This window comes from Paenibacillus sp. TY11, assembly GCF_059772165.1.
Genome location: NZ_JCBAIQ010000009.1, coordinates 136435 through 151553 on the forward strand (window position 1 = coordinate 136435; position 15119 = coordinate 151553).

The 15119-nt window shown below is 47.1% G+C and carries 12 protein-coding genes; 11 read left to right on the plus strand and 1 reads right to left on the minus strand.

The genetic code is table 11. The features are described from left to right. Positions 1-30: 30 nt before the first annotated feature. The 4 genes from AC6EJC_RS12310 to AC6EJC_RS12325 all read left to right on the plus strand — a co-directional run bounded on the left by AC6EJC_RS12310 (position 31) and on the right by AC6EJC_RS12325 (position 4986). The gene (locus AC6EJC_RS12310) at positions 31-1692 is read left to right on the plus strand and encodes a LytS/YhcK type 5TM receptor domain-containing protein (RefSeq protein WP_444954197.1); all 1662 of its coding nucleotides are present in this window, start codon (positions 31-33) and stop codon (positions 1690-1692) included. Continuing rightward, positions 1689-2453 (plus strand): LytR/AlgR family response regulator transcription factor, encoded by a 765-nt coding sequence (locus AC6EJC_RS12315; RefSeq protein ID WP_444954198.1) that lies wholly within the window; start codon positions 1689-1691, stop codon positions 2451-2453. Before AC6EJC_RS12310 ends, AC6EJC_RS12315 begins: the two co-directional genes overlap by 4 nt. A gap of 190 nt (positions 2454-2643) precedes the next feature. Then, positions 2644-3897: an L-lactate MFS transporter gene (locus tag AC6EJC_RS12320; protein ID WP_023989863.1), complete on the plus strand. Its 1254-nt coding sequence runs from the start codon at positions 2644-2646 to the stop codon at positions 3895-3897. Between the two features lie 177 nt (positions 3898-4074). Beyond that, positions 4075-4986 (plus strand): serine/threonine protein kinase, encoded by a 912-nt coding sequence (locus AC6EJC_RS12325; RefSeq protein ID WP_444954199.1) that lies wholly within the window; start codon positions 4075-4077, stop codon positions 4984-4986. 157 nt (positions 4987-5143) lie between these two features. On the opposite strand, the gene AC6EJC_RS12330 is transcribed toward AC6EJC_RS12325, so the two are convergent. Continuing rightward, positions 5144-7234, minus strand: a complete 2091-nt coding sequence (locus tag AC6EJC_RS12330) for a vWA domain-containing protein (RefSeq protein WP_444954200.1) — start codon at positions 7232-7234, stop codon at positions 5144-5146. 638 nt (positions 7235-7872) lie between these two features. Between AC6EJC_RS12330 and AC6EJC_RS12335 the strand changes: the two genes are divergently transcribed. The 7 genes from AC6EJC_RS12335 (at position 7873) to AC6EJC_RS12365 (ending at position 15080) form a co-directional block, all read left to right on the plus strand. Beyond that, entirely contained in the window at positions 7873-10041 is a 2169-nt protein-coding gene (locus AC6EJC_RS12335) for a transcriptional regulator (RefSeq protein ID WP_444954278.1), read from the plus strand. Positions 10042-10160: 119 nt separating this feature from the next. After that, a complete protein-coding gene (locus tag AC6EJC_RS12340; RefSeq protein WP_013311475.1) occupies positions 10161-10586 on the plus strand; it encodes a hypothetical protein in 426 nt (141 codons plus the stop codon). Positions 10587-10716: 130 nt separating this feature from the next. Further along, on the plus strand, positions 10717-11166 hold the full coding sequence (locus tag AC6EJC_RS12345; RefSeq protein WP_444954201.1) for a J domain-containing protein: 450 nt from the start codon (positions 10717-10719) through the stop codon (positions 11164-11166). A 32-nt stretch (positions 11167-11198) separates the two neighbouring features. After that, on the plus strand, positions 11199-11747 hold the full coding sequence (locus AC6EJC_RS12350) for an FHA domain-containing protein (protein WP_444954202.1): 549 nt from the start codon (positions 11199-11201) through the stop codon (positions 11745-11747). Positions 11748-11786: 39 nt separating this feature from the next. Continuing rightward, the gene (locus tag AC6EJC_RS12355; RefSeq protein WP_348620346.1) at positions 11787-12314 is read left to right on the plus strand and encodes an FHA domain-containing protein; all 528 of its coding nucleotides are present in this window, start codon (positions 11787-11789) and stop codon (positions 12312-12314) included. A 35-nt stretch (positions 12315-12349) separates the two neighbouring features. Further along, positions 12350-13180, plus strand: coding sequence for a PP2C family protein-serine/threonine phosphatase (locus tag AC6EJC_RS12360; RefSeq protein WP_444954203.1), 831 nt, complete (start codon positions 12350-12352; stop codon positions 13178-13180). Between the two features lie 22 nt (positions 13181-13202). Beyond that, positions 13203-15080 (plus strand): serine/threonine protein phosphatase, encoded by a 1878-nt coding sequence (locus AC6EJC_RS12365; protein ID WP_444954204.1) that lies wholly within the window; start codon positions 13203-13205, stop codon positions 15078-15080. Positions 15081-15119: the final 39 nt, after the last annotated feature.

Genomic DNA, 15119 nt, shown 5'->3' on the forward strand with positions numbered 1-15119 from the left:
CATATCCGTTTTTATTTGGGAGGAACGCAGGTGAACGCCTTGTTGGAAATGCTGATGCAGCTATTTGAGCGCGCAGCGTTGTTACTGATTTGTTTATTTTTTATTACACGTATTCCACGTTTTAAGGAAACCTTGCAAAAGAACAGCCATTCTCCGGCAGAGCTGGCTATACTAACATTGATTTTTTGCATGTTTGCACTGTTCGGTACGTACACCGGAATTGAAGTCGAAGGTTCGCTTGTTAACGTTCGAATCATTGCAATTATGGCGGGCGGTATTTTGTTTGGACCATGGGTTGGGATCGTTACAGGTATTGTATCGGGTATCCATCGTTATCTAATTGATATCGGGGGAGTGACCTCGATTCCGTGTCTCATTACGAGTATCCTGGCGGGTGTGGTGTCAGGATACATCGGCCGCCGGGTTAATCGATCCAAGAGATGGCTGGTCGGTATCGCCGCAGGTATGGTCTGCGAAGCGTTGACGATGCTGCTCATTCTGGTGATGGCACAACCCTATGACCTTGGATTGGACATCGTTTCCAAGATCGGTCTACCGATGATTATCGGAGAAGTCAGTATCGGTTTAATCGTTCTGTTGATCCAGAGTGTGGAGGGGGAAAAGGAGAATATCGCGGCCAGACAGGCCAAGCTGGCACTGGATATTGCCAACAAGACGTTGCCTTATTTTCGCTCCATTAATACGGAATCCTTGCATACCATTTGTTCGATTATAAAAGAAGATATCAAGGCGGACGCGGTGGCGATTACGGATACCAGAGATGTGCTGGCCTATGTCGGTTTTGGCGAAGAGCGTTATCATATCGGGGATGAGATCATTAGCGATGTGACTAAATCGACGATCCGCAGCGGTAAAATCACGATCCGCAACCATATTGCTGACGATAAAACGCCCCAAATCCAGTCTCTGCTCATTATTCCACTAGAGGAGCGGGGAGAAGTAACCGGAACCCTGAAAATTTACTACCGTAAAGCTTATAAAATCACGTATCCGTTGCAGACGATGGCGATTGGCTTGTCTCAAATCATTTCCACATTAATGGAAGTGTCGCGTGTGGAGCAAATTAAGGAAGCGGCAAATAAAGCCGAATTGAAGGCGCTCCAGACTAAAATTAATCCCCATTTTCTGTTCAACGCGCTGAACGCCATTGCCTCTACGACTCGCACCAAGCCGGATAAGGCGCGAGAGCTGATCATTAATTTGTCGGGCTATCTGCGTTATAATTTGGAGCTGAATGATGATTTGATCGAAATTCATAAAGAGCTTCAGCAGGTGTCTGATTACGTGGAAATTGAAAAAGCACGCTTCGGTAATCGGCTTCAGGTGGAGTATGTAATGGATGAGGTGTCTGTGCGTATTCCAAGCCTTATTATCCAACCCTTGGTTGAGAATGCGATTAATCATGGAATCCTCAAGAAAAAGGGATCGGGTACAGTAACCATTTCTGTAAAGGATCGTGGAGAAAAGGTGCGTATTTCTGTGGCAGATACCGGGGTGGGTATACGGGATGATGTTGTGGATAATCTGTATCATGATCGGGTTCCGGCTAAACAGATAGGCTTGTACAATGTGCATAGACGACTCAAGCTTATGTACGGTGAAGGAGTTATTATTCTTAAACATGAGCCGGGCACCGAAGTTTATTTTGACATACCAAAGGAGAAGTCATGAAGGCCATAATTGTAGAAGACGAACTTCCGGCGCGTGAAGAACTGGAGTATCTTATTCAGACTCATAGTACCATTGAGGTGACCGATAGTTTCGAGGACGGACTGGATGTGTTCCGGTTTTTGCAGGAGCAAGAGACGGATGCTATCTTTCTGGACATTAACATTCCTTCGCTGGATGGGATGCTGTTGGCTCAGAACATTAGCAAATTTGCCAAAAAGCCCTATATTATTTTTACGACCGCCTATAAAGAACATGCGGCACAGGCCTTTGAACTGGAGGCGTTCGACTACATTCTCAAGCCGTATGATGAAAAACGGATCGCCGCCATGCTGCGCAAGTTGGAAAATGCCTATGAGCAGCGGAATGTTCAGTCACAGGATGCTGTCTCGACTGCACAGCCTCGAGCTACTGAAACAAGCACGGTCAGCGCTTCGGGCCGCATCAATCTGCTGAAAAACGACAAAATTATCGTAACGGATGCGAACGATATTTACTATGCGTGCGCGCAGGAAAAGGTGACCCGTGTCTTTACAAGGCACGAGGAATATACGATGCCGATGAGCATTTCGGAATTTCATGCCCGGCTGCCGCAGCAGGACTTTTTCCGCTGTCACCGATCTTACACGGTTAATCTGTCGCAGATCCGTGAAATTGTACCTTGGTTCAATCATACGTATCTCCTGCGTTTGCGTGGACTAGAAGCAGAAATTCCGGTAAGCCGCAGCAAGGCCAAGGAATTTCGGCAAATTATGCGGCTTTAAAGGCACTTCATTCCGCTATATGTGCATTTCATTCCTCAAATGATTTCTGGCTGACATGCAGCGTTATAATAACCCATGTAGAGAGAATCCTTACCGTCTTGCTCCTCCACAGGCGCAAAGCGTACTGGATTCCCGGTTATCATGATAACAAATTGACGCTGTAGAGCCGGAATGAAAAGAGGAGATTTATATGAAAACAAACAGCGGAAACCGTTGGCTGGTTGTACTTGGAACGATTATTGTCCAGATGGGATTAGGAACCATTTATACATGGAGTTTATTTAATCAACCGTTGGTGGACCGCTTTGGCTGGAACCTCAGTTCGGTCGCCATTACATTTTCAATTACCAGTTTTGCACTGGCGTTTGCTACGTTATTCGCAGGCAAGCTACAGGATAAATGGGGACTACGTCGTCTGATTTTGTGTGCAGGTGTCGTGTTAGGGGCAGGACTTATGCTCAGTTCACAGGTAACTTCGCTGTCCCTACTTTACATTTTGGCGGGTATTGTCGTAGGTTTTGCAGATGGAACGGCATATATTACATCACTGTCGAATCTGATTAAATGGTTTCCTGAGAAAAAAGGACTCATTTCCGGTATTTCGGTTGGGGCATACGGAACAGGCAGTCTTATATTCAAGTATATTAATGGTTCGCTGATTCAGTCCGTTGGCGTATCGCAGGCGTTTCTGTATTGGGGAATGATCGTGCTAATCATGATTGTGGGTGGTTCTTTCCTGGTGAGAGAAGCTGTAGTCGTGAACAAGCCTTCGGTACAAAATGGGGTTGTGCAGCGGGACTACACCGTTAAAGAAATGCTGCGCACCAAGCAGGCATACCTGCTGTTCGTAATGTTCTTTACCGCTTGTATGAGTGGTCTCTACTTGATTGGAGTAGTCAAAGATATCGGCGTACGGATGGCCGGACTAGATGTAGCAACAGCCGCTAATGCGGTCGCTATGGTTGCTATTTTCAACACGGCGGGTCGGATCATATTAGGTGCGCTATCGGATAAAGTAGGTCGTCTGAAAGTGGTAGCGGGTGCGTTGCTGACAACGGCGGTCGCAGTTACAGTGCTGAGTCTGGTACCGCTGAATTATGGTTTGTTCTTTGCCTGTGTAGCAGGAATCGCTTTTTGCTTCGGCGGCAACATTACTGTCTTTCCTGCCATCGTAGCTGATTTCTTCGGTCTGAAAAATCAAAGCAAAAACTATGGTATTGTGTATCAGGGCTTTGGCCTCGGTGCGCTGGCGGGATCATTTATCGCAGCCTTGCTCGGCGGATTCATCCCGACCTTTACCACGATTGCTGTGCTGTGTGTCGTATCGTTCCTGATTGCCCTCACCATTCGCACTCCAGAACAAGGCAAAGGCAAACTGCGCAGTGAACGGAAGAAAAATACTAACAGTGTGCGCAGCATGAAGCCCGGAACGAAACTGGGTTAAACGATTTGAGAAAAAAGGACCAGATGAATGCCAAAAGACCTGTCATCATTTCTCTAAGGGAGATTATGGCAGGTTATTTGTTTTTCCAATAATCTATTTTACGGTATAATAAAAAGAAGTGTAATAAGCCGATATATACAAAAGACATAAGCTAAGAACCTGACAGGAGGACGAGTCATGATCGTGGATACAAGCGGGAATCTGCTTGCCCGCAATACGAAGCTGCGAAATACATATCAAATTCGAAGCGCCTTGTCCCGCAGTGAGCTGGCCATCGTGTATACGGCAAGGCTGTTGGATAACCGAGAAAAGGTCATTGTGAAGGAATTTTTTCCGAATGCACTGGCTTTGCGGGGGACGGATCGAAAAACGGTCACTTGCGGCGCTTCTATGCAATCCAAATATGTGGAGTTTATGCATTATTTTTTGCGTGAAGGGCAAATGTTGAAGGAGTTAAGTCATCCGGGGATTGTCGGTTATATAGATCACTTTGAGGAAAATGGAACTGCTTATCTGGTCATGGAATACTGTGCAGGCAAGACACTGGATCGAATGATGAAAGAAGAGGCTGCGCCAACGTCTGATCCTACTTTTTTGTACCAAACGCTGCTACCTTTAATTGATGCCATGGAGTACATTCACGACAAAGGAATTATTCATCGGGATATTAAGCCGGGGAACATTATGATTGGGGAGAATGGCAACATTAAGCTGATTGATTTCGGTTCGGCTGTGCATTTTGAAGGCAAAGAGCATCCGATCTTCACCACGGCGGGCTATTCTCCGCTGGAATTTTACTCTAATCGTTCGCAGCAGGGACCTGTGTCGGATATCTACAGTTTGGCCGCCACGCTGTATTATTGTCGAAAAGGAGCACCTCCGCCAGATGTGCCAGGCCGATTGTTTGCAGATCATTCCGAGCGGATTCAGATTGAAAATGCAGGACTTTCTCTGCTGCCGTATGTCATTCGGCGGGGTCTGGAGGTACAGGCTAACAAGCGTTGCCGCTCACTTCGATGGTTTAAAGCCGCACTACGTGCGGAATATTGGATAAAAAAAGGGAAGCGCCCTACTCTTACGGTTCGTTAATCGTAAGAGAGGGTGCTTCTCTTTTTTAAGATTATAGAATTTATAAATTTTCAGCGGAGCTGAACAATTCTATAATCGCAAGAAAAACTTCTGCTAAGGGCGGTTTGGTTTCCGTGAAAGTACGTCGATAGACGTTTTTCTTATGTTCCGACGGACGTTATCCTGTCGGAGCTTGAATATGATCGGTGTACACTGAAGTATTCGGTTTAATCGCTTTGTATCGCAGTTCGATTTCAGTGACACCATCCTCGAACGTAATGTACAGTTTGTCGCTGTACTCCATTATTGCTTTTTTGTTACGGGTTAATCTGATCTTTCCATGCTGTAAGGCGCAGCGTGTATCATGTTTAACGATCAGACTCCCTTTTTTACCTGCGGAAAATATGATCCGCTCCGCTTCTGGCAACGGTTCGTGAACGTCAAGCGTACGGAACAACTCCTGCAAGCTGACCTTACGACCCGGAAAGGAGGTGAGCGGCCAAGATTTTACCGGAATCTCCTGTCCACTTGCTGTAGCGAGAAAATATCCTTCGATTCTACCTGCAAACTGCGGTTTAGGCCGCAAAAACCAGTACAGAAGAGCGGCTACCACGACACTGATGGCTATCGTCCATTTAATGGCTGTATACCGGGATTGTACAGAAACGGTCAGTGTAGCGCTGCTGGATGCTCCTTCCGGATCGGTAGCGATAATTTTTAGCTGAGAGTCACCTGTGTGGAGCTCGGATAGCAGCAGATCACTACCGTTAATTTCAGCATTTACCGCATCCCCGGAGGCTCCTGAATCCAGCTTATAGTTCAGCTTGTCATGATTGGGATCAACAAAAAAATCCGATAAACTTCGACGGGAATCTCCGTCTTCTTTTACCAGGCGAATCGTCAGGTCTTTTAAGACCTGCGGCGCTGCATTGGCCGCGTGAACCTTATGTACAGTTCCCTTACGGTACCATTGCGGACTATCCAGAGATAGTTGCCAAGTATAATCCCCGATTTGAGGGAACGCATATTCGGTGTGGAAGGCTCCTGACTTATAGGTCATAGGCACCTTTTTGGCTGTGCCACCCTTTACAGGGGTAACTATAATATGGGCTTGGAGAGACGTATATACGGCTTCATCCGTAAGCTTTTGACTGTCCGGTAACAGGAGCTGAGCTTGAAAAGGTGTGGCTTGCCCTTTCAGCAACTGCACTGGCTTGTTGCCATTAGTTGCTGTTGCTTGCTTTCCTCCCATGGTAGCTTCGGCTTCCAGTCGATAGCTGCCAAGTAAATTGATTTTGACCAAATCCCCGCGTATGCCCCGTAGTTTCAACTTCACTTTACCTGCCTGTGGATGCTCAATTTTTAAAATCGCATATCGGCTCGACTTGTACCTACGGACATTTTCTGAATTGGAATATAGCTGTGTTTCCAGAAGGGGATGCTCTGACAAAAGCACCAGATTGGCTTCCTCCATACTAGAGTCCGGTAGAGTTACTGTTAATTCTTGCATCTCGCCAGTGGTCGTAATTGCAGCAACTGGAACGAGCTTGGAGCGAATTTGACTGGCGAAAATACGGTTTAGAATTTCCGGCAGATCCTCGGCACTACTCGTAATAAAAGAAGCTCCTCCCGTTTGAGAAGCGATCCGTTCGAGCTCTTGCCGGTTCACCGTACCATCATGATTCAGACCAATCGTATATACCGGATATCCCTTGGTCTGTGCAGATTTGATGACTGAGGACACATCGTTGTTGGAGTCCCCTTTGGATCGGGAACCAGAGGAGGCACCGAAATCAGTCTCTCCATCTGATAACAGAATCATAAAAGGTTGACGTCCTTTGGATGTTCCTGCGGCAAGCAGTTCCGAACCTTTACGCAACCCAAGTCCCAAATCCGTATAACCAGAACGGTTTAGCGTTCTGATTTCCTGTTGAATTTGGGATTTTTGCGCTGCCACGGCAATCGAGGTAAGGGGTTTTGAGGCGACCACGTGGTGATTGTAGGCAACGAATCCGACGCGTGTACGGTCAGCATCACTCAAGTCCATAAACATATTGATGACTTCGGCGGCAATGCCCTCAGGATCGGTATCCCTCATGGAATAACTGGTATCCAACACAAAAACGGCATCATAACCCTCGACCGGGACAGCTCCCAAAGATGCTGCATTAGCCTGATTTACAGTGCAAATGACCCCATTTAAGCCCATTTGAAAAAATAGTACAAAAGTCATGAAAATGATAATCCCTAGTTTCCTTATTCTGAACATAGGCTCCTCCATCGGCGAGGCCAATGTGGGTGTACCGACTCTCCTAATCCTTGGGATATAAGGGATAAAGGATCAAAACAGATGATAAACCTCACATTAGCCATGAATTTGATACTTTTACGCTTATCAGAAATATCCAATGGACTTCTATCGGTAATTGAGTTCCATTTGTGAATATTTCCCTGAAGAAACAGGTCTAACATATCATAAAAATTACGTATTTACGCATAAAATGAGTCAAAATGCCCTGTTTCAATCTGAGACTACAGAAATTGACAAAACTAAAGAGTGCTTTGTATGATAGCTCTCGTATCAACGGCAAAAATTGGGATTGAAGTTAGGAATACGAAATCAAAAATCTAAAATTTCTGTGTTATCTGACTTTTGGTTTTGAAAATTATATCTCATTTGCATGCTTTGCCATTAAAAGCCGAATAACGCTTCGGACCGATTTTCGAGGTTACATGCCTGTACCGTGAATGTGGTATAAGCCGAATCCTTTGACGAATTTAAATGTTATGTAGGGGGGAGGAGGCAAATGAACTAAAATGGGCATTCGTCCGTTCCAAATTGGACATCCCATGTCTGTATATGGAGCAATGGACCTATACTCATACTTTATTCGTTTGCCGACAGCGATGGAAATCATTTATCAAACCAACCGGACAATGCTTTTTGAAGAGATTAACCCGGAAAAGCTGGACCTGATCACCATTGTAGGTGATGTGAAGGGTATTGACAGCTTGAGCGATGAGAAGATCAAGGAAATTAATCAGCACCTTCTGGTGCGCAGCTTTGACGAATTTTTGGATAAGTTTTCACCAACCGTGTATTCGTTTTTTAACGCGGCCAATCAAAAAGTCGTCTACACCCTTAAAAAGCCAGAGGGAATTGATGAGGATAGCATTTCTGAAATTCGTATAAATCAAAGTAATGATTTTTTGAAAATGTTGTTTACGCTCATTGATACCAAGCGCAGTCAAGGAATCACCAATGTAGATTTCAAATTTGAAAATCTGCTGGATATGATTTCACCGAAAAAGGTCATGGATGATATTCGTCAAGTCCGCAAAGAAATTCACTATATGTACGGTGAATACGACAAGCTGGACGATGGCGATCCGAAGAAACTCGACATGGGTGACAAGCTGAATGGAATGTTCGAGGAAGCGAGTCAGAACTATAACAACGTTATGGCTATGCTCCCACTGGCAATTGAGGACATTAAAACCCGCCTTCTGCTCGGTGGCGCCCAAGAGGAAAACTCCGGTGAGCTGATTCAGGTGGGTATGCTCTCCATTGGGGAAAGCGGCGAACTGAAAATTATTGAAGCGCCGAAGAGCGACAGCACTGAGCTGATGCTGTTGGATGAGAACAGCACTGGCGATCTCTCCCAAGTATTCGAAGAGGATTATAACTCCATTACAGATACGCCTTCTGACTATGTGAAGGATTTGGTGGTTCGCACATTTGTGCCACTGCCAGCTGTTCAGACCAAGGTGGATACAGCGGTTGAAGTTCAAAACTACAACACGTATCTGGAGTTCTATAAAAATGCCAAGGACGATTTCGTAAAGGCGGTTAAGCCGCTTGTGGAGAAAATCCTCGGTGTCAAAATGTTCTTCGATCAATATGCAACGAAGAGCAAAGGCATGCTGCCGACAATGCTGGTGGCGAACAACAAGCTGGACATGCTGGTGAAAAGCAGCAATATCCCGCGCCTGGAAACGTACCTGAACACTGTGAATGCTAAGAATGAATTCAGCGACACGATCTGGTTCGGTATCGTTCCATCTGTCGAACTGGAGGCAGCTGGTAAGGTAAAGGTTTCACGTGAACGCTTCAAGGGCAACGAGAAGGTCGTTAAGCAGGGCGGAAATTCTATGGAATCGCTCTCGATGCTACTGCAAGTCGTGAAGGATTACAAAATTCAAATGTTCTTTAATTTTGAATCCGGTGAAGAAACGACTTTCAACAGTATGGCGACAGCAGGTATCGACAAATATGTCGATAAATGTGCCAGTCTCGTTCGCAGAGAATATAGCGAATTTGCCATTCCTTGTGTACCGAACTTTACGATTATTCCTAAGGACAAATCGGGTGTCATTATCGACAGCAAAATGCTACAGACCGAAGACGGTGTACAGCTCTCTAAGGAGAAAGAGGATATTCTCAAGTTGTGGATCGAGGGCGTTTATGTGGGTGCAGCCTACGTTGCCGCCGGCTTGGTCGCTTCATATCAGTGTCCTGAGTACCTGCGTGAGACGTTCAAAACGGTCAATAAAAACTTCCCTGGCGTACGCTTCGACATCGAAGCAGGAGACAACAGCCTGCGCACGGTAACGACGATGGCCAAGGAAATCACCGGATTCACCAACACGATCAAGGATGCCATCAACCGTAAAAACTTCGGCTTTGTATTCTCGTCGGAGAATGCTCAGATCCAGGATAAGGATATCCGCCGGATTACCGTCTACAAGGCGAGAAGCATGGCGATGTCCGAAGACGGTTTCGACTCCATCTACAAGACGCTGGTCAGCACGTACATTGAACGTATTTTGCGCTACCAGACAGGGGACTTCAAACACGAAAATATCGTCCGCTTCTTCAGTAACAATCCGAGCAGTCAGAAGAGCAAGTGGCTGAGCAGCAGAGGATCTGTTAACTCGATCATTCAGGACGGAGACGATATGAGCTTCATTATTGATGAGAAAAGCAATATGTGCCATATCGACCTGGTCTTCAATGGTAATGTGAAGAACCTGGAAGTCATGATCACTAAGGGAACCAGCTCGGTCAAATCATGATCCGAGCACTACGAAAGATGTTAGAGGCGTTTCTATCCAGAACCGTCTTTATACATAAATCGCGGAGAAGCTCTGCATCTCCCGCCATCATATTACCTAATTTCAAGGAGGCAACACACATGGGATTCAGATTGAAAGTAGAAGGACAAGAAACAATCGAGCTGGGCTTGGATAACATCCAAACGGTTATTTATGACACCGATACACCGGACGATTCCAATGCACGCTCCACTGACGTAGGCTCCACGCTGCGCATCAGCGGCAAAATCATCACAGCAGTAGACGGTGACAGCGCGGATGACACGCTGAAACTGGCTTTGTGGTCTCTGGTTCCTGCTGAAAAAGCAGACAGCTACCGTAAAGTAACACTGGAAGTTATCGCAGCTGATCAAGTTGTGCGTAAAATCCACTTCCCGAATGCTTTCGTTGTAGACTACAACGAGCACTTCGGCGACACAGAAGGTGTAGGTGCATTTACACTCTACATCAAACAAAAGAAAGACAAAACCGAGCTGGCTACAATCGACGGCGGATATCCGGTTTAAGCTTAACGTCTTCACGTTAAGTGTAGCTTAAACACACACTCACCCGGCATAAAAGTGCAGGGTGGATAAATATTAAGAGGCCTACGGGTCTCTTAATATTTATTTTTTTCGGAGAGGGGAACATCACACAATGACCAACTACTATGAGCTGCTCGGTGTCAGCCGGGATGCTTCGGAGGCAGAGATTAAGCAGGCTTACCGTAAACTGGCCAAAAAGTATCATCCTGATACCAACCAGGGAAGCGAGGAAGCAACGCGCAAGTTCAAGCTGATTCACGAGGCTTACAATACCTTGCGTGACGAAGCATTGCGGCAGGCATACGATGCCGAGCTCATCCGAAAAACTGAGGGAGCTGGCGGAGAACGGCAAGAGAGAGGGAGAGGGGCTGCATCTTCCGGCGGTGCGCGTACGGCAGCCAAAGGATTCAATCCGGCTGATATAGGAACTGATTTCGAGCAATTTTTTGGTTTTCATCCGAAAACGAAGGAGGGCTCACCAGGGAAAAAAACGAAAAAATCCGGTGATCCGACGGATACCTCAGCGATGTTTAACCAATTTTTCGGTATTCGTAAAAAGTGATGATTTCAGGATAGAAATGGGGGAAGCAAGCAGTGAAAACGGCGCAGAACAGATGGGTTTTCATCATAGATGTTGCCATGTTCGGGCTGATGCTGGCGATCGCCTTTTATGTGTTTAATCGTACAGGCTACAGCGGTCTGAAAACCGTGGTCGCGATAGGTATTGGAATCGGCGTGCTTGTATACATACTGCGTAATCTGGTGTCCGTTGTACCTATGGCTAAGCCAAAGGCACAGCGTCAGCGGATTGCCAAGCTGGTGTTGATTGATGAAGAGGGCGAGTCCATTAAAGAATGGTATATCGAAGGCGAAACGTCGCTATTAATCGGTAAAACAACGTCACGTTCGGAGGCGGATATTGATTTGGCAGGTACAGATTATGCCTCCCTGGTAAGTGTGGAGCATGCGGTGCTCAACCGGGTGAACAGCGACTGGTTTGTGGAGGATGTAGATTCCGGTAATGGTACAGGCTTGCGGTCTGCCAACGAAAGTGTAACTAAGAAGTTGGAAAGCGGTGAGCCATACCGGATTTACTCAGGTGATTTATTATATATTGCCAATACGAGACTGCTCGTTAAATAGCTGAAAAGACAATCATGACAATGGGGGAAGGGACCGACTATGAGTTTGACAAGATGCCCGAACGGACACATGTTCAGTACACGAAAGCACGGAAATACGTGTCCATATTGCAACACGGTAGTAAATATAGCTGCACCCAAGAGCGCGGAGCCAGTGGCGAAAACAAACGTCGCGGGAGATAACGACAAAACAATGCCGTATTTGGGCGAGACGGTGGGGATTCACCCGGTAACCGGATGGCTGGTATGCATCGAAGGAGCACAGGTGGGTCAGGACTATCGCATTATGGCGGAGAAAAACTTTATCGGGCGCGCAGAGGAAATGCATGTCCGCATTATCGGGGACAACACCATTTCCCGCAGAAATCATGCAGTCATTGTGTATGATCCGAAGAAACGTAACTTTTACTTGCTGCCAGGCGATTCGTCAGGTTTGGCGTACCACAATAACGAGGCGGTATATTCACCAGCAGAGCTGGCTGCTTATGACGTGATTCAGCTGGGACACAGCAAATTTATCTTTATCCCGCTGTGCGGTGCCCATTTTGAGTGGGATAACGAAAACTAGGACGGAAGTGGGCAATAGTGCAGGGAGGTAACGATATGCAACCTTATTTTGTTGTATGTGTAGCTGCGGTGCTATTCGTTGTTCTTCTCATGATCCGTATACGACTGACACGAAGTTCCGGCAGCCGTACCATGAGTGGAATTGAGATCGGAAATGGTCAAACGATCGGGAGCCGGAGCGAGCAGGATGATTATTTCTCCAGTATGACGACACCTGTCGGTACGCTGGCTGTTGTCGCAGACGGTATCAGTGGGCTGGCCAATGGACGCATGTCCAGTACCTTGGCGGTGACGACTTTTACGAAGGCGTTTGCCAAGCTGGAAGATGCAACGAATTTGAACGGATATTTTGCAGAGGCGGCAACTCAAAGCAATCGCGGCATTTTGCAAAATTTGAATGGGCAGGGCGGTGGAACGACGCTGGCGGCGGTCATTGTGTGCGGTTATCAGTTGTATTACGGAGCGGTGGGCGACAGCCTGATTACGATTTACCGCAATGGTCATTTCCAGACAGTCAATTCCAAGCATACAGCGGAAACACTGCTGGAGGAACGAGTGCTTGCCGGACAAATGACCTCGGAGGAAGCCAAAACGAGTCCAGTGCGTAATCAACTGGTCAACTACTTGGGCTATGAGGGCTTTGAGAGCATGGAACTTGGTACTGCGCCGATTCGTCTGTATTCGGGCGATCATGTGTTGCTGTGCAGCGATGGCATCCAGGAGGCGTTAACGGAGATTGAACTGGAAGAGATCATGCGCAAGGGTGGAACACCGCAGGAAATGGCGGATGCCATGATCGACGCCATTAATGATAAAGGCTTTAAAAGTCAGGATAATGCGACAGTACTTATTTTGGCGATAGGATGAAACAAGAAAGACGGGGGTAGCGATGCGCAAGGACAACAGCGATTTTAGTACCGCCTTTGTGTCGGAAGCGGGCTCTTACATTGACAACCGGGACTATTTTGCATTCATGGAGACGGACGACATGGCCTGTTATGTCCTCGCAGACGGTCTGGATTCGGATCAGGAACTGCGCAGCGCAGAAATGGTTGTCAAAACGGTGCTGGAAAACTTCATGGAGAAGCCTTCCATGTCCAAACGGCGCTTGATGAGAGATCTGCGTGAAGCGCAGGAATGGCTGCAATTTGAAAGCCGTCGTGTTCGGCTCAAAGCCAGTCTGCTGATGGTAGTGACCAACTACAACAAAATGGTGTATGTTTCGTGCGGTAATGTGCGGCTATATCATTTTCGCAATGGAAGGCTTAATTTTCGCAGTAAGGATCATAGCCTGGCTCAGTCATTGGCAGATGATGGACGTATTCCAGACGAAGCGACCAGCACACACGAGGAACGGGGCAATCTGCTCGAATACCTGGGAAATCCGAATGGGGTTCATGCCCATTACGCCAAAAAGACACAACTTGCAGATGGAGATGTGATGCTGCTCGCCACATCAGGGATGTGGGAGGACGTCGAGCTGGCAGAAATGCTCGGTGCCCTGGAGGAAGCGAAGGACCCGGTCATGCTGACAGATACATTGGAAGAGGTCCTGCTGAGCAAACAGCGCCGGGCTGTGAATAATTACACGGCTGCCGCCATTTATGTAAACAAAGTTTTTCAGGAAAAGCCTAAAAATCGCCGCAAGCTGATCAAAAGGATTTTGATTGCGTTGCTTGTCTTTATGGTTGTGGGCGGGGGAGCATGGATTACGCTGGCGCGTATGGCTGCGAATAAGGCGGCTGCACTGGAAACGATGATCGAATCAGCCCAGACCGCAGATGATTACGCAAGGGCAGGAGATTATGCGAAGGCGCTCAAGTCCTACAGCGAAGCGAAAAACGCGGCGGTTAAAATTAACGATAAAATTCACAAGCGACTGTATACAGCCGAGCAGAAACTATCTCAATTGCTGGTGGACGGAGACGGCTACGTGGAAAAGGCGGACTTTACCAAAGCTGAAGCCAGTTACGAGAAAGCACGGAAAAGCGCCGGGCTATATCCACCGTTTAATGTGAAGGATATTGAGCATAAAATCGATCAATTGGACAGCTATGCCGAGACAGCGAGCTGGATGAAGGACGGAGATTTAAAATTTCAGGGCGGAGATTACACGAATGCGCTTAAGCTGTACAAGAAAGCAAACAAGGCTGCGATGGAATCCGGTTATACGTCCGCGCAAAAAGAACTGGAGAAGAAAATTACCGAGGCCAACGATAAATTGACAGCTATTCAGCAGCAGCTCAAGGAGATTCAAGCTGGCAAACTTCAGGCCAAAGGGGATCGGATGATGAAGGATCTCGATTATGAAGGAGCCATTGATGCCTATAGCGGGGCACAGGAAATTTATCAGGAGATTGATAAGCTCGAAAGTGTTCTGGCATTGGAGCGGAGCATAGCCAAGGCGGAGGAAAAGCAGAGCGCGGAGCAGCAGAAAAATGGTCAGCTTCCTGCTGGATTGGGATTGTCTGACGGAGCGTTGAACGACACGGACGCAGGGGACACAGCGAGCGAAGCTTCGCCTTCCGCTGCTGCAACTCCTGCTGCAGAATCGCAAACGAAGACTGCACCGACGGCTTCAGCGGGAACTACACCCGCGAAGAAGGAGGCTACTTCGGCTGCAAAGAGCATGGGTATAGGCGATGGAACTGCCCCTTCGGCCAAGGTGGATACCAACAAAGAGCAAGGAACTGCTGATTCCGCTTCTAAAGCAGCAGGGGCGTCTGATTCAGAGAATCAAGATCGGGCTGCTGCGAACGGAAGTTAAGTTTTTCATGTTCAATGAATGCTGGAGCCGGAAAGGAGT